This is a genomic window from Nocardia sp. CY41, from assembly GCF_009829325.1.
Lineage (GTDB): Bacteria > Actinomycetota > Actinomycetes > Mycobacteriales > Mycobacteriaceae > Nocardia.
Genome location: NZ_VUOS01000013.1, coordinates 186,753 through 207,055, shown reverse-complemented (window position 1 = coordinate 207,055; position 20,303 = coordinate 186,753). Strand labels below are relative to the sequence as shown.

Annotated in this window: 19 protein-coding genes; 5 read left to right on the top strand and 14 right to left on the bottom strand. The window is 68.3% G+C overall.

The window, feature by feature from the left end:
* Positions 1-99: 99 nt before the first annotated feature.
* The 11 genes from GVY64_RS16180 to GVY64_RS16130 form a co-directional block, all read right to left on the bottom strand.
* The gene (locus GVY64_RS16180; RefSeq protein ID WP_159842152.1) at positions 100-1,029 is read right to left on the bottom strand and encodes a hypothetical protein; all 930 of its coding nucleotides are present in this window, start codon (positions 1,027-1,029) and stop codon (positions 100-102) included.
* Positions 1,026-2,450 carry an MCE family protein gene (locus GVY64_RS16175; RefSeq protein ID WP_159842150.1) on the bottom strand — a complete coding sequence of 475 codons (1,425 nt, stop codon included), beginning with the start codon at positions 2,448-2,450 and terminating at the stop codon, positions 1,026-1,028. The genes GVY64_RS16180 and GVY64_RS16175 overlap by 4 nt, the downstream gene beginning before the upstream one ends.
* Positions 2,447-3,700 (bottom strand): MCE family protein, encoded by a 1,254-nt coding sequence (locus GVY64_RS16170; protein ID WP_236566866.1) that lies wholly within the window; start codon positions 3,698-3,700, stop codon positions 2,447-2,449. The genes GVY64_RS16175 and GVY64_RS16170 overlap by 4 nt, the downstream gene beginning before the upstream one ends.
* Complete coding sequence (locus GVY64_RS16165; RefSeq protein ID WP_159842148.1) at positions 3,697-4,977, bottom strand: MCE family protein; 1,281 nt, start codon at positions 4,975-4,977, stop codon at positions 3,697-3,699. Before GVY64_RS16165 ends, GVY64_RS16170 begins: the two co-directional genes overlap by 4 nt.
* Positions 4,978-5,059: 82 nt before the next feature.
* Entirely contained in the window at positions 5,060-6,121 is a 1,062-nt protein-coding gene (locus tag GVY64_RS16160; RefSeq protein ID WP_159842146.1) for an MCE family protein, read from the bottom strand.
* On the bottom strand, positions 6,118-7,146 hold the full coding sequence (locus tag GVY64_RS16155; protein WP_159842144.1) for an MCE family protein: 1,029 nt from the start codon (positions 7,144-7,146) through the stop codon (positions 6,118-6,120). The genes GVY64_RS16160 and GVY64_RS16155 overlap by 4 nt, the downstream gene beginning before the upstream one ends.
* Positions 7,143-8,324 carry an MCE family protein gene (locus tag GVY64_RS16150; protein ID WP_236566874.1) on the bottom strand — a complete coding sequence of 394 codons (1,182 nt, stop codon included), beginning with the start codon at positions 8,322-8,324 and terminating at the stop codon, positions 7,143-7,145. The genes GVY64_RS16155 and GVY64_RS16150 overlap by 4 nt, the downstream gene beginning before the upstream one ends.
* A 37-nt stretch (positions 8,325-8,361) precedes the next feature.
* Positions 8,362-9,213: an MlaE family ABC transporter permease gene (locus GVY64_RS16145; RefSeq protein ID WP_159842140.1), complete on the bottom strand. Its 852-nt coding sequence runs from the start codon at positions 9,211-9,213 to the stop codon at positions 8,362-8,364.
* A 4-nt stretch (positions 9,214-9,217) separates the two neighbouring features.
* A complete protein-coding gene (locus GVY64_RS16140) occupies positions 9,218-9,982 on the bottom strand; it encodes an MlaE family ABC transporter permease (protein WP_067795040.1) in 765 nt (254 codons plus the stop codon).
* Between the two features lie 290 nt (positions 9,983-10,272).
* Complete coding sequence (locus tag GVY64_RS16135; protein ID WP_159842138.1) at positions 10,273-11,175, bottom strand: 3-oxoacyl-ACP reductase; 903 nt, start codon at positions 11,173-11,175, stop codon at positions 10,273-10,275.
* Positions 11,176-11,218: 43 nt separating this feature from the next.
* Positions 11,219-11,407 carry a ferredoxin gene (locus tag GVY64_RS16130; protein ID WP_063022338.1) on the bottom strand — a complete coding sequence of 63 codons (189 nt, stop codon included), beginning with the start codon at positions 11,405-11,407 and terminating at the stop codon, positions 11,219-11,221.
* Positions 11,408-11,614: 207 nt separating this feature from the next.
* Between GVY64_RS16130 and GVY64_RS16125 the strand changes: the two genes are divergently transcribed.
* Positions 11,615-12,808, top strand: coding sequence for an acyl-CoA dehydrogenase family protein (locus GVY64_RS16125; protein WP_159842136.1), 1,194 nt, complete (start codon positions 11,615-11,617; stop codon positions 12,806-12,808).
* A 20-nt stretch (positions 12,809-12,828) separates the two neighbouring features.
* A complete protein-coding gene (locus GVY64_RS16120; RefSeq protein WP_159842134.1) occupies positions 12,829-13,944 on the top strand; it encodes an acyl-CoA dehydrogenase family protein in 1,116 nt (371 codons plus the stop codon).
* Positions 13,945-14,185: 241 nt separating this feature from the next.
* On the opposite strand, the gene GVY64_RS16115 is transcribed toward GVY64_RS16120, so the two are convergent.
* Complete coding sequence (locus GVY64_RS16115; protein ID WP_159842132.1) at positions 14,186-14,773, bottom strand: TetR/AcrR family transcriptional regulator; 588 nt, start codon at positions 14,771-14,773, stop codon at positions 14,186-14,188.
* A gap of 102 nt (positions 14,774-14,875) precedes the next feature.
* Here GVY64_RS16115 and GVY64_RS16110 point away from each other — a divergent pair, with 102 nt between their 5' ends.
* Positions 14,876-16,063, top strand: a complete 1,188-nt coding sequence (locus tag GVY64_RS16110) for an FAD-dependent monooxygenase (protein ID WP_159842130.1) — start codon at positions 14,876-14,878, stop codon at positions 16,061-16,063.
* 66 nt (positions 16,064-16,129) lie between these two features.
* On the opposite strand, the gene GVY64_RS16105 is transcribed toward GVY64_RS16110, so the two are convergent.
* Positions 16,130-17,779 (bottom strand): acyl-CoA synthetase, encoded by a 1,650-nt coding sequence (locus GVY64_RS16105; RefSeq protein WP_159842304.1) that lies wholly within the window; start codon positions 17,777-17,779, stop codon positions 16,130-16,132.
* 60 nt (positions 17,780-17,839) lie between these two features.
* Here GVY64_RS16105 and GVY64_RS16100 point away from each other — a divergent pair, with 60 nt between their 5' ends.
* On the top strand, positions 17,840-18,622 hold the full coding sequence (locus GVY64_RS16100) for a crotonase/enoyl-CoA hydratase family protein (protein ID WP_159842128.1): 783 nt from the start codon (positions 17,840-17,842) through the stop codon (positions 18,620-18,622).
* Positions 18,623-18,689: 67 nt separating this feature from the next.
* On the opposite strand, the gene GVY64_RS16095 is transcribed toward GVY64_RS16100, so the two are convergent.
* Positions 18,690-19,109: a VOC family protein gene (locus GVY64_RS16095; protein WP_159842126.1), complete on the bottom strand. Its 420-nt coding sequence runs from the start codon at positions 19,107-19,109 to the stop codon at positions 18,690-18,692.
* Between the two features lie 183 nt (positions 19,110-19,292).
* Between GVY64_RS16095 and GVY64_RS16090 the strand changes: the two genes are divergently transcribed.
* Entirely contained in the window at positions 19,293-20,297 is a 1,005-nt protein-coding gene (locus GVY64_RS16090; protein WP_159842124.1) for a sigma-70 family RNA polymerase sigma factor, read from the top strand.
* Positions 20,298-20,303: the final 6 nt, after the last annotated feature.

Genomic DNA, 20,303 nt, shown 5'->3' with positions numbered 1-20,303 from the left:
CTCCGGGCCTGACCGTTCATGCTGTGTCCTCTCCGGCATGAACGGAGCCCTCCGTGGTCACGCTCCGCTGCCGCCTCGGGGGCTGACCGTTCATGCCCGTCATGCCACGAACTCCACGTCCGACACGGTCAGCCCGGAATCCCCGCGCGCGACGGTGACCCGGAACCGGTAGTACCTGGTCTGCGGCTCGGCCTGGCCCGCATTGGTCAGCGTCTGTTTGGCGGCGACCAGCACGCGCCCGGAACGATCGTCGTCGCTCTCCAGTGCGGCCTCGACGATCTCGCCGCTGGAAACCACTTTCGCCTGCTGCACGATGCTGGTGAACGGGTCGACCCGGCCGTCGAACTCGGTCTTGAACTCGCCCGAGGCCAGCGACAGGATCCGGTCGATGTCCTGCTTGGCCGAATCGGCGCGGATGGTGGTCAGGTTGACGATCGCCTGCCTGGCGGTCTCCACATATTCGGCGCGACGCTCGTCGCGCTGGTGCGCCGAGCGCATCGCGAGAGCCGAAAGGGTCGCGCCGCAGACGAGCGCTACGACCAGCAGCGCGGCGGCGGCCATCGCGAGAATGCGAGGAAGACCGCGGCCCTTGTCCGAGGCGGGCGTCTGCTCGGTGGACGCCGCTTCGGAGGCCCGCTCGGTCGCGGTTTTCGTCAAGGCGACCGTCGCCTCGCCCGCGCCGGCGGTCGAGCCGTCCCGGGCCGGTGCCGATGCGCCCGGGGTGTCCGGCTCGGTGGCTTCGGAACTCGACCCGTTGTCCGCGATGGCGGGTTCGGTCGCGCGGGCAGCGGAGACCTCGGCGGTCGCGGCCTGCGCACCAGCGGCTTTCGCGGTCTTCGCGCCAGTGGTGGTCGCGGTCTTCGCGCCAGCGGCTTTCGCGGCCTGCGCATCAGCGGCGGTCGCGGTCTTCGCATCAGTGGCGGTCGCGGTCTTGGCGCCGCCGCCGGTCTCGATCTCCTCGACCGGCGGCCCGGCCGAACGCACCGCACGCCGTCGCGTGCGGTGGCCTTCTCCGTTGCTCTCACTCATCGTTGCTGCTCCTCGAGCATCGCCTGCCAGCTCGACGGTACCGTGCCCGAACCGCTCGGTCCGATATCGCCCTGTCGGTACGTCCGACCGTCGGGGCCGATGTAAACGCCGCTGCCCGGGTCGTAGGCTCGGGCAGCGGCCGGCGTGCCGCTCCCGTAACTCGCCGGCGCGACGACGGGCGGCTCATCGGCGGGCGCTGCCGCGGGCGCCACCGGCTGCGGTGGCCCGAACGGGGGGTTGTTACCCAACGGAACGTACCCGGTCCGGCACATTTCCGGCGTCGGGGCGCGCACGCCGGGCACCTCGGCGCACGGTGTGTTGCGAATGCCGCGCACCGCCTCGGGGGCGTCCTGCGGCACCTTGCAGTACAGGCCCGAGGGCGTGTCCGGGGTGTCGAGCAAGCTCGGCGAGCGGCGCTGGTCCGGCGGGAGGAAGCCGGTCGTGCAGGCGGGCGGGTCGTTGACCAACGCCATGAAGTCGACCAGGGCTCCGTATTCGAGGGGGCCGCGTACCGCGGTGAGCAAGGCGGCGACCAGCGGCGGATACACCACCAGGATCTGTTCCAGTCCGGCGTGATACGTGACCGCGACCTGGCCGACGCTGACCAGGTTCGACAGCAGCAGCGGCAGCGTGGGACGCAGATCGTCGAACAGGTTGGTCACCCGCTGCATCGCGGACGGACCCTCGCGCAGGATGCCGCGCAACGCTGGATCGTGGCCGCGCAGCTGGTCGGTGACCGTCGCCAGATCGGCGGTCCAAGAGCGGATCGCGGCGTCCGAGCGGGTCTGGGTGTCCAGCAGCGGCCCGATCTGGTCGAGCAGTTGCTTCGTCGGTTCCGCGTTCGCCTGCGCTTCCTGTACCAGCAGCGACGCGGAGTCGATGAACCGCTGCAAGTCGGGTCCCGCACCGTTGAAGGCGACGAACGCCTCGTCGATCACCTGTTTCAGCCGGGTGTCCGCGACGCTCGACAGCAGCCGGTCGGCCTGGTCGAGCAGCGCGCCGACGTCTTGCGGCAGTTTGGTGCGCTCCACCGGGATCACGCTGCCGTCGCGCAGGTTTCCGCTCGTGCGGTTCTGCGCGGGCACGAGGTCGACGTATTGCTCGCCGACCGCGGAGACGCTGCGCACCCACGCGTCGACGTCGGAGGGGATCTTGTAGTCGCTGGCGATGGACAACTTCGCGTCCACGCCGACCGGCGTCAGCCGGACCTCCTTCACCACGCCGACGTTCGTGCCGCGATAGGCGACGTTGGCCGTCGGGTACAGACCACCGGTCGCGGCGAGCTGCACGGTGACCTCGTAGCGCCCGATGCCGAACATCGCGGGCAGCTTGACGTAAGTGCCGCCCATGACCACCAGGCCGATCACCGTCAGGATGGAGAAGATGATCAGCTGGGTACGGACGAACCGGGTGAGTTTCACTGCCCCGGGCCCCCTTCCGGCGCGGTATTGCCCGGCATGGGCACGGTCAACCCGGGAATGGCGGGAATGCCCGGAATCGGCGGCAGTCCCGGGATGGTCGGGGCGGGCTGGCCGGCCGGGGGCGGCGGCGCCTGCAACGGCCCGGTGGCCGGGTCGCCGTTCTGCGCGGCCGTACCGGGCGCGAAGCTGCCGAGCGCGCCTTCCACGCCGCCGAACCGTCCGCCCAGCGGCGTTCCGGTGAGGAAGTTGGAATCCAGTCGCTTGCCGGTGATGTCCACGGTCATGAACAGATTGAGGTAGTCGCCCTTGATCGCGTGATCCAGGTTCTTCATCGGGAACGGGAAGGTGGCCAGGATCTTCAGCGCTTCGGTCAGGTCGCTGCCGGTGTCCGACAGCGACTTCAGCACCGGCACGAGGCTGCGCAGGTTGGCCTTCAGGTCCTCGCCGCTCGCGTCGACGATGCGCCGCACGACGTCGCTCAGTTCGCCCAGCGCGGTGATCGCCCGGGTGATGTTCGCGCGGCGGTCGGCGAGCACGGTCAACGCCGGATGGATCTGCTCGATGGCCGCGGCCACCACGTCGCGCTGCTCGGCGAGCTGCCCGCCGAGCCGGTCCAGCCCGCTCATCGCGGCGATGATGTCGCCGGTCTGGCGGTCCAGGTTCGTGGTGAGCTCGTTCAGCTGTGGCAGCAGGTCCCGGATGGCCTCCTCCCGCCCGGTGAGGGCGGAGTTGAGTTCGTGGGTGATGGTCTCCAGCTGCGCGACGCCACCACCGTTGAGCACCACCGACAGCGAGGACAACACCTGCTCGGTGGTCGGGAAGGTCCCGGCCCGCCCCAGCGGAATGACGTCACCCGCCTGCAACTGCCCTTGCGGCGCCTGATCCGTCGGCTCGGCGAGTTCGAGATGGTTGGACCCCAGCAGACTGGTCTGCCCGATCTTGGCGACGGCGTTCGCGGGCAGGTGCACATCCGGGTTCAGCCGGACGGTGACCAGCGCATGCCAGTCCTCCACCTCGATCCCGGCGACCGTGCCGACCGTGACGTCGTGCACCCGCACCGGCGAATTCCGGGTCAGCGTGGTGACGTTGGGCATCTGGATACGGACTTCGTAGGAGCCCGGCCCGGTGCCCTCGGTCCCTGGCATCGGCAACGAGTTCAGTCCGTCCCACTGACAGCCGGAGACGCCGAGCGCCACCGCCAGCCCCGCCGCGACCGCGGCGGTCCGGCGCATCCGCCGGGTCGGCATCATCGCCCACCTCCTGTCAGGCCAGGAATGGCCAGACCGGCGAGACCCTGCGGCACGCTCACCGGCGCGGGCTGCGGCTGCTGCGGAGTCTGGTTCGCCACCCGCCCGGCCAGGCTGGGATCGGTGTACACCAGCTGGTCGGGGAAGGCGGTCACGCCACTGGCCGGGTTCGTCATGATCGGCACGTAGTTCATGCTCAGGCTGTTGATCACGGGCGCCAGGTACTGCGCGCACAGGTCGGCGCTGCGGTCGGCGTCGTTGGTCTCCAGCGCCCGGACCGAACCGCACAGGAAGCCGAGCGGGTCGGCCGGGTTGTTCAGCGCGATCGCGCCGGTCAGGGTGCCTTGGGCCGGTTTGTAGATCTGGTAGAAGTTCACCAGCGCGGTGGGGCCGGAGTGCAGGACGCGTTCGAGTTCCGGCCGCTTGTCGACCAGCACCTGGGTTGCGTCGGCCAGCCGCTGCACACCCTCGGTGAGTTCGGCGCCGCTGCCGTCGATGAACCGGCGCACGTCGACGATCGCCGCGTCCAGATTGTCCAGTCCCGCACCGAGGTCCGAGGAGACCCCGGCCAGCACCGACGACACCGACGCCAACCGTCCGCCGAACTGGACGATCTGCTCGTTGCTCGCCGACAGCACCTCGACGAACTTCTGCAGGTTGCGCACAGTGCCGAAGAGGTCGGTGCGACCGTCCGACAGCGTGCTCAAAGTAGCCGACAGCTCTCGCAACGTGTCGCGGAACCGCTGCCCGTTGCCGTCGAGGTTGTCGGCCGCGGTGTCGACGAAGCGGCCGAACGAGCCCTGCTTGTCGTCGCCGACCGGGCCGAGCGCGGTGGCCAGCTTGGACAGCTCGGCCTTGATGTCGTCCCACTCGACCGGCACCGCGGTGTGCTCGATCGGGATCACGCTGTCGTCGGCCAGCTTCGGTCCGCCGGTGTAGGCGGGGGCGAGCTGGACGAACCGCGCCGAGACCAGTGAAGGCGAGATGATCACCGCCTTGGGGTCGGCGGGGACGTCGACTCCGCGATTCAAGGTCATCGTCACCTTCACCCGGTCGGCGGCGGGCTCGATGGCGTCGATCCGGCCGACCTCGACGCCGAGCACCCGCACATCGTCGCCCGCGTACAGGCCGGACGTGGACGGGAAGTAGGCGGTGACCTTCGTGGTGCCGATGCGGGTGATGCCGTTCCACGCGACCGCGACCACGAGCGCCGCGACGACCACACCGGCCAGCACCAGCGCCCAGCGGGGCAGTTTCCGTACGACGTTCAGCATGCACATCCCTCCGGACGCGACTCCCCCGCCGTCGGAGCCGATCTGCCGACGGCTCGGGACGGGTGCGGGATGGACGGGTGATGCCCACTCATCGCGGCGGCTCCTGTGTCGCGGGTTCGATCGAGGGGGGCGGCGTGAGGTAGCTCTGCAGATCGTTCGGCAGGTGCTGCGGCCACACCAGCGCGTCCACCAGCGGCTGCAGCGTCTTGCTCGCGGCGTTGATCACGTACGCCTGGAAGTAGGGGCCGCTGCCGACCTGTTCGCCCAAGGCGGCGGCGAACGGGCCGAGCCCGTCCAGCGCGTCGGCGAGGTTCTGCTTGTTGCGCTGCAACAGCGCCAGCACCGAGTTGAGCTTGTCCAACGCGGGTTTGAGCTGCGCCTCGTTGTCGGCGACCAAACCGGACAACTGCTGGGCGAGTCCGTTGACGTAGACGATCAGCTGCCCGAGCGCGCTGCGCCGCCGATCCAGCTCACCGAGCAGCTCGTTGCCGTCAAGCAGCAGCGCGTTGATCTGGTTGCCGCGGTCGGCGAGGATCTTCGTGACGCTCTGCGCCCGCTTCAGCAGATCCGTCAGCGCCTGGTCGCGCGCGTTGATGCTGCGGGACAGCGCGGTGACGCCGTCGAGCGCCGAGCGCAACGGCGCGGGCGTGTCGGCGAAGGTGGCCGAGAGCGCGTCCAGGGTCTGGTCGACGCGGTCCAGGTCCAGGTCGTGCACCGTGCCCGCCAGTTCGCTCAGCGCCTCGTTCAGCGAATACGGCGAGGTGGTGCGCTCGAGCGGGATGGTGTCGTCGGTGCGCAGCGCTCCGGGGCCGGACGGCGTCACTTCCAGGGATTTGCGCCCGAGCACCGTGTTGGTCTTGATGGCCGCCGAGGTCTTCTCGCCCAGCACGATCGACTCGGCGAGGGTGAACCGCACGAGCACCTTCGCGCCGTCCAGGCTGACGTTCTCGACCCGCCCGGACCGCACGCCCGCGACCTGGACCGCGTCGCCGGGGAGCAGGCCGCCCGCGTCGGCGAAGTAGGCGGTGAACGTGGCGCCGGAACGGATGAACGGCAGCCGGTCGAATTGCAGGGCCGACAGCGCCACCGCCACCGCGAGCACGAGGCCGACGATGCCGATGGTGATGGCGGGTGATCGCTGCTCGTTCATCGGTTGTCCGCACACCTTCCGGTCGTCTGCGCCCCGGGCATGTTGATCTTCATCGTCTGGCCGTTCGGGCCGTCCACCAGGAAGTTCGTCGAGCAGACGTAGAGCTGGAGGAAGGATCCGTATGAGCCGATGCGGATCAGCTGGCGATAGGTCGACGGCAGCCGCTCCAGCACCCACTGCACCGTGTCGGACCCGGCGTCGAGATTGGTGGCCAAGCGGCCGGTCTGCTCGATGGTGCCCTGCAGATCGGGACGGGCCTGGGCGAGCAGGTCGGTCAGGTCGCCGGTGGCCCCGGCGATGCGCGGGAGCGCGTCGCCGATCTGATCCTTGTCGGCGGCCAACCCGCTGATCAGGCGCTGGAGCTCGGCGATGGTGGTGGCGAACTGGTCGCCGCGCTGATCGATCGTCTGCAACACCGTGTTCAAGTTGTTGATCACGCTGCCGATCAGCGCGTCCCGGTCGGCGAGCGTCTTGGCGAACGAACCGCCGCTGTTGAGCAGGGACACCAGCGTGCCGCCCTGGCCCTGGAAGATCTGCAGCAGCGCGTTGGTCAGGTCGTTCACCTGTCCCGGATCCAGGCCACGCAGCAGCGGCCGGAAACCGCCGAGCAACATGTCCAGATCGAGCGCGGGCGCGGTCTGCTCCTTGACGATGGTGCCGCCCGGCTGCAAGACCCGGTTCGAGCCCGGCCCCTCGGTCAGCTCGAGGTACCGGTCACCGACCAGGTTCTCGTATTTGATCGCCGCCCGGGTGCTGGTGAGCAGCCGGTACTTGCGGTCGACGTCGAACTCGACGTGCGCCAGATAGTCCTTGCCGACCCGCACCGACGTGACGGAGCCGACCGGCACGCCCGCGATGCGCACCTTCGCGCCGGGCAGCATGCCCGACGAGCTGGTGAACACGGCGTGATAGCCGTTCTCCCGCGCGAAGCGCATCTGGCTGAACACGACCGCCAAGCCGGCGAAGATCAGCGTCATCACCAGCGTGAAGACGGCCAGTTTGACGGTGGTCGCGGTGTTCTTCACGGGCGCGGCACCCCCGGTAGTCCGGCGAACAGGATCTGGAAGATCTTCGGCGGGTTCACACTCAGCGTCGTCGACGGCGTGTACACGTGGCCTTCCGAGGTGTCGGTGACGACATAGTTCGAGTGGCTGCCCGGCACCCGGTCCAGGATGCCCCCACATTGCGGGCCGCCGGTGGCGTTGACCTTGGGCAGATCCTCCGGATAGGTGTAGGGCTTCGCGCCGTACATGAAGCCGGTGTTCAGCGCGACGCCTTCCTGCAGGCCGCCGAAAACCGCCTCGCCCAACGGCAGCGCCTTGCCGAGGCCGCCGATCAGGCAGTACAACGCGGGCGCGTATTCGTCGAGCAGGCCGGTGGTCGGGCGCAGCAGATCCAGCGCCGTACCGAGCTGGTTCTCGTTGTCGCGCAACACCGATCCGGTGGTGTCGGCCAGGCCGGTGAGATTCACCAGGACGTTGTCCAGGCTGTCCTGTTCCTGGGCCAGGGTCCGGCTGGTGACCGTGAAGTTGTCCACCGTGCGCAACAGGTCGTTCACCGTGTCCGCGTACAGATCGGTGACCTGGCCGGTTTTCGCCAGATCCTGTTGCAGCGTCGGCAGATACGGGTTGATGTCGCGCAGGTAGGCGTCGCTCTGCTCGAGCAGTGCGCCCAGCTTCTCCCCGCGGCCCTGCAACGCGGTGCCGAGCGCGGACAGCGTCGCGTTCAGCTTTTCCGGCTCGATCTTGGCCAGCACGTCGGACAGGTGCTGGAACAGCGTGTTGAACTCGACGGTCACCCGTTGGGCGGTGACGACCGCGCCCGGTTGCAGCGACGTGGTCGAGGGCTGCTGCGGAACGATGAATTTGACGTACTTCGCGCCGAACACGGTGGTGGACCTGATGTCGACGTCCGCGTTGGACGGCACCAGCTTCAACAGCTCCGGATCGAGTGCCAGCTTCAGCCGGGCGCCCTCGTCGGTGTTGTCGACGGAGGCCACCCGGCCGATCTCCACCCCGCGGACCTTCACCTTGGCGTCCGGGTCCAGCACCAAGCCGCTGCGCGGCGCGTCCACCGTCACGGTGGCGGTTGGCGTGAACCCGCCGAGGAACATGATCAGCGCGACCGCCACGACGGCGACCAGCGCGAGCACCATCGCGGCCCCGGCCAGTTTCAGGCCGAGCCCGCCGCGCAGCGCCTGCATGAGGCGGCTTTCCGTTTGCTTCGATTCCGCCATGTCGCTATCCGGAGAGATGGAAGTTGCCGGAGGTGCCGTAGATGGCCAGCGAGATCAGCAGGGTCACCGTGACCACCGCGACCAGCGAGGCGCGCACCGCGTTGCCCACCGCGACACCCACGCCGACCGGCCCGCCAGCGGCGTTGTAGCCGTAGTAGGTGTGGATCAGCATGACCGCCAGCGCCATGAAGATCGCCTGGGCGAAGGACCAGAGGATGTCGCTCGGGATGAGGAACGTGGAGAAGTAATGGTCGTAGACGCCCGCCGACTGCCCGTAGATCACCACGGTGGCGAAGCGGCTGGCCAGGAACGAGGCGATCACCGCGAGCGCGTACAGCGGGACGATCGCGATCATCCCGGCCAGCACGCGGGTGCCGACCAAGTAGGGCACCGGCCGGATCGCCATCGACTCCAATGCGTCGATTTCCTCGGCCACCCGCATAGCGCCCAGCTGCGCGGTGGAGCCTGCTCCGATGGTGGCCGCCAGACCGATGCCGGAGATCACCGGCGCCGCGATGCGGACGTTGATGAACGCGGCGAAGAAGCCGGTCAACGCCTCGACGCCGATATTGCCCAGCGAGCTGTAGCCCTGCACGGCGATCGTGCCGCCTGCGAAGAGGGTCAGGAACCCGACGATCACCACCGTGCCGCCGATCACCGCCAGCGCGCCGGTGCCCATGCTGATCTCGGCGATCAGCCGGATGGTCTCGGTGCGATAGTGCACCAGAGCCCGCGGGATGGCACCGAGCGCCTGGGCATAGAACACGGCATGCTTGCCCACCGAATCGAGCGAGTCCGACATGCGGCGCACCCGTCGCACGGTCCGGGGAAAGCGGGATTCGATTACGAAGGCCATCGCGTCACCGCGCCGTGAACTTGATGCCGACGGCGGTGACCACCACGTTCACGACGAACAGGGCCATAAAAGCGAAGACTACGGTCTGATTCACCGCATCACCGACACTCTTGGGTCCACCTTTGACATTCAGGCCCAGATAGCAGGCGACCAGTCCGGCGATCAGCCCGAACAATCCGGCTTTCACCTCCGAAATGATCAACTCGGGCAGATGGGTGAGCAGCGTGATGCCATTGACGAACGCGCCGGGGTTCACATCCTGCAGAAACACCGAGAACAGAAATCCGCCGACGATGCCGATGGTGCACACCAGGCTGTTGAGCATCAGTGCGACGAACATCGAGGCGAGCACCCGGGGCACGACCAAACGGTGCACCGGATTGATGCCGAGCACCCGCATCGCGTCGATCTCCTCGCGGATGGTGCGCGCGCCGAGATCGGCGCAGATCGCGGTGGCGCCCGCGCCCGCGACGATGAGCACGGTGACGATCGGCCCGACCTGGGTGACCGCGCCGAATGCGGCGCCCGCCCCGCTGAGGTCGGCCGCGCCGATCTCGCGCAAGAGAATGTTCAGCGTGAAGCTCACCAGAACGGTGAACGGAATGGCCACCAGCAATGTCGGCACGATCGAAACCCGCGCGATGAACCAGGACTGGTCGATGAACTCGCGCCATTGAAACGGTCTGCGCACGCTGGCGCGTGCGACATCGGCGGTGAGTTCGAAGAATCCACCGACGGCCCGCAATGGCACGGCAAGGACCTCGTTCATCCGCGATCCTCCTTGCTCACCGGCGTACACAGCACACGGCGCGAATCTCACCGTGGCCGCACCGCCGGAACGATTAGAACATGTTCACCGTGTTGCCGGTAGCCTTTTTCGCACATTTGACGTGCAATTTCTCGAAAAATCGGCATATAAATTTGGAACCGGTGTCAGTGAGTGATGATCCCACCTTTGTGAGCTGGGACATAACCCGTCCCTATGTCTACCAAGCACCGATGCCATGATCAACAGTTGGACAGCTGATCAGTAGCGCGGCGGCCGTGAGCCGCCGCGGCTCACCCCAGCTCGGCCAGCGAAGACGCCGAGAAAGTGCGCCCCTGCGGACGATCGGCGAAGTAGCCGCCCAGCGTGTCGGCCAGATCCTGGGGCGACCACTCCGCACCGGTCGCGTCGAACCGGCGCTCCACGACCGGCGCCGCCATCAGCGCCACCATCCCCCCGTAGACGACGAACAGTTGCCCGTTGACCGCGTCGGCCGCGGGCGAGGCCAGGTAGGCGACCAGCCGCGCGACATGATCGGGCGACAGCGGATCGGCCGCACCCTCCGGGGCGGGACTGAACACCGCCTCGGTCATCGCGGTGCGCGCCCGCGGCGCGATCGCGTTGGCGCGCACGCCGTAGCGCGACAGTGCCCGCGCGGCCGAGAGGGTCAGCGCGGTGATGCCCGCCTTCGCGGCGCCGTAGTTGGCCTGCCCCTCCGGGCCGAGCAGCCCGGCCTCCGACGAGGTGTTGATCAGCCGGCCGTAGACCGGCTCGCCCGCCTGCTTCGACTTGCCGCGCCAGTACGCGGCAGCATTGCGCGAGAGGAGGAAATGGCCGCGCAGATGCACCGCGAGCACCGCGTCGAAATCCTCGTCGGACATGTTGAACAACATCCGGTCGCGGGTGATGCCCGCGTTGTTGACCACGATGTCGACCGATCCGAACGACTCCTCCGCGGTGCGGATCAGCGCGTCGGCGGTGGCACGTTCGGCGATACTGCCCGCGACGAACTCCGCCTTGGCGCCGAGCGCCCGGATCTCCCCGAGCGTGCTCGCGACCGCGTCCGACTCCGCGAGGTCGTTGACCACCACCGACGCGCCCGACCCGGCCAGCGCGAGCGCTTCGGCCCGCCCAAGTCCGGCGCCGCCGCCGGTCACGATCGCTACACGGCCCGCAAGGCTCAGATCATTGCTCACGCGGCCGACTCTAGAACGTGTTCCAACTTACGGCAAGCATCGCTCACTGCAGCCGCAGCGCCGCCTTGGGGCACTGCGCGACGGCATCCTGGACATCGGCGAGCCGATCGTCGGGCACGTCGGCGTTCGCGATGTGCAGTACGTCCTCGTCATCGAGTTCGAACACGTCGGGGGCGATTCCGACACATATTCCATTCGCTTCGCACTGGTCCGGATCGACACTGATCTTCATGACAACTCCTTTACCGCCACTCTGGCCGAAGCCTAACAAGCCGATGCGCCTCACCGCGGCGCCATCGGCCGGATTCAGTATCAATACTGGAACATGTTTCAGTCCATATGCAATGATCGGGGGAACCCGATCCAACGAAGGCTCGGTCCCACCCGCCCCGCCGACTCCACAAGCTCCGTCGGCCGACCATCCCCCATGAGGTTTTCCATGCGCATTGCGTACACGCCGCAACAGGAGCAGCTGCGCGCAGAGCTGCGCGACTACTTCGCGCGGCTCATCACCCCCGAGCGCCGGGAGGCGCTGAGCGCGCAGACCGGCGAGTACGGGCAGGGCAACGTCTACCGCGAGGTGGTCCAGCAGATGGGCCACGACGGCTGGCTGGCGCTGGGCTGGCCCAAGGAGTACGGCGGTCAGGACCGCCCCACCATGGATCAGCTGATCTTCACCGACGAGGCGGCGATCGCCGGCGCGCCGGTGCCGTTCCTGACCATCAACTCGGTCGCGCCGACGATCATGCACTACGGCAGCGAGGAACAGAAGAAGTTCTTCCTGCCCAAGATCGCGGCTGGTGAACTGCACTTCTCCATCGGCTACTCGGAGCCGGGCGCGGGCACCGACCTGGCCAGCCTGCGCACCACCGCGGTGCGCGACGGCGACGACTACGTGATCAACGGCCAGAAGATGTGGACCAGCCTGATCGCCTACGCCGACTACGTCTGGCTGGCCGTGCGCACCGATCCGACGGCCAAGAAGCACAAGGGCATCAGCATGCTCATCGTGCCGACCACCGCCGAGGGATTCTCCTGGACTCCCGTGCACACGATGGCGGGACCGGACACCAGCGCCACCTACTACCAGGACGTTCGCGTGCCCGCGAGTGCGCTGGTCGGCCAGGAGAACGGCGGCTGGGCGCTGATCACCAACCAGCTCAACCACGAGCGCGTCGCGCTCACCTCGGCCGCGCCGCTGGCGCTCGCGTTGAACCAGACCGTCGAGTGGGCGCGCAACACCAAGGCCGCCGACGGCTCCCGCGTGATCGACCGCGAATGGGTGCAGCTCAATCTGGCCAAGGTGCACGCCAAGGTGGACTATCTGAAGCTGCTGAACTGGGAGATCGCCAGCCGGGCCGACGCGGGCGGCGACGCGGCTCCGCGGCCGTGGGACGCCTCGGCCTGCAAGGTGTACGGCACCGAGCTGGCGACCGAGGCCTACCGGTTGCTCATGGAGGTGCTCGGCCCGCAGGCGTATCTGCGCCAGGACTCCCCCGGCGCGCAACTGCGCGGGCGGCTGGAGCGGATGCACCGCGCCGCGCTCATCCTCACCTTCGGCGGCGGCACCAACGAGGTGCAGCGCGACATCATCGCCATGACCGCCCTCAAGCAGCCTGCCGCGGCACGCTGACCGAAAGCAGAGAGACCACCATGGATTTCACCCCCACCGAAGCCCAACTCGATCTCGGCCGGCTGACCGGCGAGGTGTGCGGCAAGCTGGTCACCGCCGACCGGCTGCGCGAACTCGACGGCAACCGGGCCGAGGCGGGCGCGGAGGTCGAGCGATTCGACCAGCCGCTGTGGAATTCGCTGGCCGAGACCGGTGTGCTCGCTGCGGCGCTGCCCGAGTCGGTCGGCGGCAGCGATCTCGGTGCGCTCGAGCAGACCGCCATCCTGCGTGAACTGGGCAAGCATCTCGCGGCCGTGCCGTATCTGTGGTCGATCGCGCTCGGCGCGGGCGCGCTGGCGCGATTCGGTTCCGAACAACAGCGTGAACTGGCCGCGCGGGCGGGCGCGGGCAGCGTCATCCTGACGGTGGCGCTGGCCGAGGAGCGCAACTGGGAGCCCGCCGCACCGGCCACCACCGCGGTCGAGACCGGCGCCGGCTGGCGGCTGACCGGGGCCAAGACCACGGTGCCCTTCGCGAACCGGGCCGAGCGAATCCTCGTGCCCGCCACGGTTTCCGGGACCACCGCGGTGTTCCTGGTCGATCCCGCGGCGACGACGGTGAGCGCCCAGCAGGTGGTCGATCGCAGCCCCGAGTTCGCGGTCGAGCTCACCGATACCCCCGCCGAGTTGGTCGGCAGTGTCGCAGGTGGGGCGGAGATCCTGGACTGGATCCTCACCCGCGCCTGGCTCGGCCTGAGCGCGGCACAGCTCGGCACCCTGGAACGGGCGCTCGAACTGGTCGCCGAATACGCCAGGGAGCGGGAACAGTTCGGCAAGGCGGTCGGCAGTTTCCAGGCCGTCGCCCAGCGGCTGGCCGACGCCTACATCGACGTCCAAGGCCTGCGCCTGGCCGTCACCCAGGCGGCGTGGCTGCTCTCGGAGGACCTGCCCGCCGCGGAAGCGGTGCACACCGCCAAGTTCTGGGCCGCCGACGCGGGCCACCGCGTCGCGCACACCGTCGTCCACGTGCACGGCGGCGTAGGCATCGACCGCGACCACATCGTGCACAACTACTTCACCGCCGCCAAACACAACGAGTTCGCCCTCGGCGCGAGCACCGACCACCTCCGCGCCCTCGGCGCGCTGCTGGCCGGCTGAGAGCGGCCCGATAGACGATTCGGCCCGCACGGCGACATGTCGTGTGGGCCGAATTCGTTGTTTCAGGCGAGTCGCCGGTTCCGGTCTGCGCTCACCCGCCATACGTGGTCGGCAGCGTCTTCGAACGCCGCGCGGCGCTGGTCGAGCTGGGTGGGGCCGGAGCCATGGACATGCCGCTCCGTCGCGGAGCAGCTCGGATCGTCGGCCATCGTTCGAACGTAGGGCCCCGCACAAGCCGATTTCAGTCGGGCGGGGTGGACGTCAAATAGCGCTGGAGGGTGGGGCCTACCTCCGCGATGATCTGGGCGCGGGTCAGGGCGACGACCGGGGGTAGGCACAGGACGTAGCGGCACAGGGCGAGGCCGAGCATCTGGGTGACGATCAGGCCTCCTCGGCGTGCGGCGTCGGCGGGATCACCGAAGCGCAGGACGGCGGGCAGTACCTGCTGGGCGAAGATGGCGCGGACGCGTTCGGCGACCGCTTCGTCGGTGATCGACGAACGCAGCAGCGTCAGCAGCACCTCCTTGTTCGGCTGCTCCTCCCAGACCTCGAAGAAGCGGCGCACCAGCAGTTCGCCGAGGTGATCGGGGTCCGCGGAGGCGAGGTCGGGCAAGTCCAGCCGGACGTCGACCGCGGCCGCGAAGAGGCCGTCTTTGCTGCCGAAATATCGCATGACCATGGACGGGTCGATGTCCGCGTCCGCCGCGATGGCGCGAATGGTCGCCTTGCGGAAACCCTCCGCGGCGAACCGCGCGCGGGCCGCTTCCAGAATCGCCGCGCGCGTCGCGTCCGAGCGGCGAGCGGGCGCTTGATCAGGATCGACGGTCATGCCAACAAGTGTAGGCCAACAACTGTTGACTTCCTAGAGCGCGCAGCGCTACGGTTATGCCAACAAACGTTGGCCTACAAACGTTGACATAGAGGAGTTCCGATGAACGCCACAACGAACCCGCTGCCCGCCACCACCTCCGTCGTGATCGTCGGCGCGGGTCCCGCCGGGCTCACCGCAGCGATCACGCTGGCCGACGCGGGCGTGGCCTTCGTCCTCCTGGACCGGCTGAGCGAAGGCGCGAACACCTCCCGAGCCGCGGTCGTGCACGCCAGGACACTCGAAGTGCTCGAGCAGCTCGGCATCGCCGACGAACTGGTCGCGACGGGTGACATCGTCGCGCGCTTCACCGTCCACGACGGCGGCAGCACCTTGGCCACCATCGACTTCGACGGACTCCCGACGCGCTACCCGTACACCCTGATGACCCCGCAGGACACCACCGAGGCGGTGCTGCTGAAGCGGCTGCGGAAGGCGGGCGGCGACGTGCAGCGGCCGTACCAGGTCACCCGGGTCGCCGAGGAAAACGACGGCGTCACGGTCGAATACACCGACGAGGCGGGCGCGCCCGGCAGCATCCGCGCCGACTACGTCATCGGGACCGACGGCATGCACAGCATCGTCCGCGAGCAAGCGGGCATCGGATTCACCGGCGCGTCGTACCCGGAATCCTTCGTCCTCGCCGACGTGCGGATGGACTGGCCGATCGCGCGCGACGAAGTCGCCCTGCACCTTTCACCGGAGGGTGTCACGGTGGTCGCGCCGCTGCCCGACGAGAAGGAGCCCAACCGCTTCCGCGTGGTCGCCACCCTGGAAACCGCGCCCGAGCACTCGACGGAGCAGGACATCCAGGCCATTCTCGACGCCCGCGGCCCCGGCGGCACGGTACGCGTGCACGAGGTGCTGTGGAGCTCGCGCTTCCGCGTGCACCACCGCGTCGCCGACCGGTACCGCAGCGGCCGCATCCTGCTCGCGGGCGACGCGGCTCACGTGCACAGCCCGGCCGGCGGCCAAGGCATGAACACGGGGATCCAAGACGCCGCCGCCCTCGGCCCGCTGCTGGCCCGCGTGCTGGCGGGCGAGCCGGACACCCTGCTCGACGACTACGAAGCCACCCGCCGCCCGGTCGCCCTCGGCGTCGTCTCGTTCACCGACCGCATGACCAGAATGGCGACCCTGCGCGCACGCCCGGCCCGCGCCCTGCGCAATCTGACCCTCACCACCCTCGCCCGCATCCCCGCCTTCCGCCACCGCCTCGCCTACCAACTGGCCGAACTGGCCAACCGCTGATCCCGCGAACAGCAACGTGGCCGGCCACCGTCGTGCGAAACGGTGGCCGGCCACCTTGCGCAACCGCTATTTCGCGCTCGCCACCGCGTGGTCGTCGGCGGGGCGGGACTGGGTTTGCTCCTTGGCCCAGCGGTAATCGGGCTTGCCCGCCGGGGAGCGCTTGATCTCGTCGACGTACCACAAGCTGCGGGGAAGCTTGTACGGCGCGATCTCCTGGGTGAGCATGGGACGCAGTTCTTCCAAGGTGGGCCGGGATTCACCGCGACATTGCACGACCGCCACCACCCGCTGCCCCCAGCGCTCGTCGTCGATACCCACCACCAGCGCGTCGAAGATCTCGGGGTGGGTCTTGAGGGCGCCCTCGACCTCCTCCGGGTAGATCTTCTCGCCGCCGCTGTTGATGCTGACCGAACCGCGGCCGAGCATGGTGACCGTGCCGTCTTCCTCGACGCGAGCGAAGTCGCCCGGGATGGCGTAGCGCACCCCGTTGAACTCCTTGAACGTCGCCGCGGTCTTCGCCTCGTCCTTGTAGTAGCCGAGCGGGATGTGCCCGCGCCGGGCCAGGATGCCGACCACGCCGGAGCCGGGCTGCACCGGGTTGCCGTCCTCGTCGAGCACATCGGTGGAGGCGTCGATCTTCACGCGCGGCCCGCCGGTGTGCGTCGCCCCCTTGGCCACGATGGCGATGCCGCCGAACCCGGTCTCGGAGGAACCGATCGAATCGGAGATCATCCGGTTGGGCAGCAGTTCGAGGAATTGATCCTTGAGCGCGGGCGAGAACAGCGCCGCACTGCTGGCCATCACGTACAAGCTCGAAAGGTCATAGGGCTGACCGGTTTCCGGGTTGCCCTCGATGAGCGCGTCGAGCATGGGGCGCGCCATCGCGTCACCGGTGATGAAGATCAGATTGATCTTGTGCTTGTCGATGGCCTGCCACACGCCGTGCCCGGAGAACTCCGGGAGCATCACGGCCTTGCCGCCGCCGAACAGGCTGTGGAACGTGGCCCACTGCGCCCCGCCGTGGATCATCGGCGGGATCGGGAACCGCACCATCGGCGGGCTGCCCGCGCCCACCTTCGCCAACTCCCATTCGTCCTGGACGTATTCGCCGGTGATGAAGTTGATGCCTGCGCCGAGCACGCGCCACACGTCCTCCTGGCGCCACATCACGCCCTTGGGCATCCCGGTGGTGCCACCGGTGTAGACCATGTACAGGTCGTCGGGCGAGCGTTCGCCGAAGTCGCGCTCGCCCGAGGACTGCGCGATCACCGCCTCGTATTCCACCGAATCCGCTGCGGTGGCAATCGTGCCGGTCGTATCGTCGTCGACGACGATAACGGTGCGCAGCTGCGGGGTCTTGGGACGAACGGCAGCGACCCGGTCGCTGTAGCGCCGCTCGTGGACCAGCGCCACCATGTCCGAGTTGTCGAAGATGTATTGCAACTCGTTCTCGACGTAACGGAAGTTCACGTTGATCATCACGGCCCGCGCCTTGAAGATCGCGACCATGGCCTCGACGGCCTCGATCGTGTTGCGTGAGTAGATGCCCACCTTGTCGCCCGGCTGGACTCCCTGTTCTTGCAGGTAGTGAGCGAGCTTGTTGGCCCGCTCCTCCAACTGGGCGTAGGTGACCTCGCGGCCGTCGTCGGCCAGCGCGACGCGGTCGGGCATCAGGTCGATGGCATGTTCGACTAGGTCCGCTATGTTGTAGCTCACAGCCTTAAAAATAGAACGTGTTACTGTTTCTGACAAGGCTCGAAGTCAGGAGAATCAGCGATGCCGCACTGCCTCGTCGAGAAGCGCGACCACGTCCTCATCGTCACCATGAACCGGCCCGAGGCGCGCAACGCCCTGTCGGGCGAGATGATGGCGATAATGAAGGACGCCTGGAACCAGGTGGACGACGATCCGGACATCCGGGTCGCGATCCTGACCGGCGCGGGCGGCGCGTTCTGCGCAGGCGCCGATCTGAAGGGCATGACCTCCGAGCACCCGGGCGACACCATCGACGGCGGCGGCTGGAATCCGGCCAAGCTGGAGGCGCTGCTCAAGGGCCGCAGACTGACCAAGCCGCTGATCGCGGCGGTCGAGGGCCCGGCCATCGCGGGCGGCACCGAGATCCTGCAGGGCACCGACATTCGGGTGGCCGGGGAAAGCGCGAAATTCGGCGTCTCCGAAGCCCGTTGGGGTCTGTTCCCCCTGGGCGGCTCGGCGGTGCGGCTGGTCCGCCAGATTCCCTACACCGTCGCCGCCGAGATCCTGCTCACCGGCCGGCACATCACCGCGGCGGAAGCCAAGGAGATCGGCCTGATCGGCCACGTGGTCGCGGACGGCACCGCGCTGGACAAAGCGCTGGAGATCGCGGGGCAGATCGCCGCCAACGGCCCGCTCGCCGTGCAGGCCATCCTGCGCACCATCCGGGAGACGGAGGCCATGCCGGAGGAGGACGCCTTCCAGATCGACGCCAAGCTCGGCATGGCGGTCTTCCGCTCGGCGGATGCCAAGGAAGGGCCGCGGGCGTTCGCGGAAAAGCGCAAGCCCTCTTTCACCGGAAACTGACGCCGATAGCCCAACGCCCCCGATGCGCGACCAGTGCACGCGCATCGGGGGCGACCCCTCGCCGGGCTCAGTTCGCGCCCGGGTAATCCATCCAGAACGGCTCCCACTGGTGGCCGTCCGGGTCGATGAAGGTGCGGCCATGCATGCCGACCTGCGCCTCTTGCGCCCGCTTGTCCTCGTTCACCTCTTCGGTCGCGCCCGCGGCCAGCGCGGCCTCGGCCAGGTTGTCGACCTCCGCGGCGCTGCCCAGGGCCAGCGCGTACGCCGCGCCGATCGCCGCCTTGGTGTCGGCCACCGGCCGCTTGCTGAAGGTGGTGAAGAAATCCTCGGTGAGCAGCATCAGGCAGATGTTGTCGTCGATCACGATGCAGGCCGCGTTGTCATCGGTGAACTCCTGGTTGACCTTCCAGCCCAGCGCCTCGTAGAACGCCGTCGACCGGTGCAGATCGGTGACCGGGAGATTGATGAAGATCATCTTGCTGCTCATGGCCTCTTCCTCTCGAGCAAGTCCGTTCGTGTCACTGGATAGGACGGACCGCGCCCGGCGAACTCATCGCGGAAGCGTCGGTGGCGCATCCCACACCGCAGGCAGGTTTATTGATCTTGATCAGCGACGCTCTCGAGTCCGAGAGCCTGTTTTGTGTCGGTGGCCTGTGGCAGGGTGACTCCCATGAACGACTCGCCAGCCTCCCCCGCCGGCCTCGCTCCCGATCTGCTCGCCGCGTTCGAGACCCATCGCAGGGAGCTGTGCGCGTACGCCTACCGCATGCTCGGCTCGTCCTTCGAAGCGGAGGACGCGGTCCAGGAGACCCTGACCCGGGCGTGGAAGTCCTACGACTCGTTCGAGGGCCGCGCCAGCCTCCGCTCCTGGCTGTACAAGATCACCACGAACGTCTGCCTGGACATGCTCGACGGCCCGCAGCGCCGGGCTCGGCCTATGGATCTGAACGGTCCGTCGCGGCCGGATTCGCCGCTGCCCGCGCCACAGCCGGACTACGTCTGGATCGAGCCGATCCCGAACGCGTTGGCCTTCGGCGCCGATCCGGCCGACCACGCCAGCGCGAAGGACACCTTGCGATTGGCCTTCGTCGCGGCCTGCCAGCATCTGCCCGCCACGCAGCGCGCGATCCTGATCATGCGCGAGGTCCTGCGCTTCTCCGCGAACGAGACCGCCGAGGCGCTCACCATGTCGCCCGCGTCGGTCAACAGCGCGCTGCAACGGGCGCGCGCCACCATGTCCAAGGTCCAGCCCGCGGCCACCGACACCTATGACGACTCCGACGAGGATCAGCGCAAGCTGGTGGACAACTTCGTCAAGGCCTTCGAGGCCTACGACATGGATACGCTCACCTCCCTGCTGAAAGCGGATGTGGCGCTGTCCATGCCGCCGATCGAGCTGTGGATCTCCGGTCCGGAGAACGTGGCCGCGTTCATGCTCGGCCACGGAAGCGCTTGCCGCGATTCGCGTCTGATCCCGCTGGAAGGCGCCAACGGCCTGCCCGCCTTCGGCCACTACAAGCCGAGCGCCGAGCCGGGCGTGTGGGTGCCGTGGTCGATCACGGTGCTCGAACTCGACGGCGACACCATCGCCGGACTGAACTTCTTCCTGGACACCGACAAGCTGTTCCCGCTATTCGGCCTCGCGCCCGAACTGCGCGAGAGCATGAACCGCTGACCAGCG

Bases quoted from the DNA above. Each gene is read 5' to 3' on its own strand.
- GVY64_RS16180 (WP_159842152.1), bottom strand. From the start codon at position 1,029: ATGAGTGAGAGCAACGGAGAAGGCCACCGCACGCGACGGCGTGCGGTG.
- GVY64_RS16170 (WP_236566866.1), bottom strand. From the start codon at position 3,700: ATGATGCCGACCCGGCGGATGCGCCGGACCGCCGCGGTCGCGGCGGGG.
- GVY64_RS16165 (WP_159842148.1), bottom strand. From the start codon at position 4,977: ATGTGCATGCTGAACGTCGTACGGAAACTGCCCCGCTGGGCGCTGGTG.
- GVY64_RS16160 (WP_159842146.1), bottom strand. From the start codon at position 6,121: ATGAACGAGCAGCGATCACCCGCCATCACCATCGGCATCGTCGGCCTC.
- GVY64_RS16150 (WP_236566874.1), bottom strand. From the start codon at position 8,324: ATGCAGGCGCTGCGCGGCGGGCTCGGCCTGAAACTGGCCGGGGCCGCG.
- GVY64_RS16145 (WP_159842140.1), bottom strand. From the start codon at position 9,213: ATGGCCTTCGTAATCGAATCCCGCTTTCCCCGGACCGTGCGACGGGTG.
- GVY64_RS16140 (WP_067795040.1), bottom strand. From the start codon at position 9,982: ATGAACGAGGTCCTTGCCGTGCCATTGCGGGCCGTCGGTGGATTCTTC.
- GVY64_RS16130 (WP_063022338.1), bottom strand. From the start codon at position 11,407: ATGAAGATCAGTGTCGATCCGGACCAGTGCGAAGCGAATGGAATATGT.
- GVY64_RS16125 (WP_159842136.1), top strand. From the start codon at position 11,615: ATGCGCATTGCGTACACGCCGCAACAGGAGCAGCTGCGCGCAGAGCTG.
- GVY64_RS16120 (WP_159842134.1), top strand. From the start codon at position 12,829: ATGGATTTCACCCCCACCGAAGCCCAACTCGATCTCGGCCGGCTGACC.
- GVY64_RS16115 (WP_159842132.1), bottom strand. From the start codon at position 14,773: ATGACCGTCGATCCTGATCAAGCGCCCGCTCGCCGCTCGGACGCGACG.
- GVY64_RS16110 (WP_159842130.1), top strand. From the start codon at position 14,876: ATGAACGCCACAACGAACCCGCTGCCCGCCACCACCTCCGTCGTGATC.
- GVY64_RS16100 (WP_159842128.1), top strand. From the start codon at position 17,840: ATGCCGCACTGCCTCGTCGAGAAGCGCGACCACGTCCTCATCGTCACC.
- GVY64_RS16095 (WP_159842126.1), bottom strand. From the start codon at position 19,109: ATGAGCAGCAAGATGATCTTCATCAATCTCCCGGTCACCGATCTGCAC.
- GVY64_RS16090 (WP_159842124.1), top strand. From the start codon at position 19,293: ATGAACGACTCGCCAGCCTCCCCCGCCGGCCTCGCTCCCGATCTGCTC.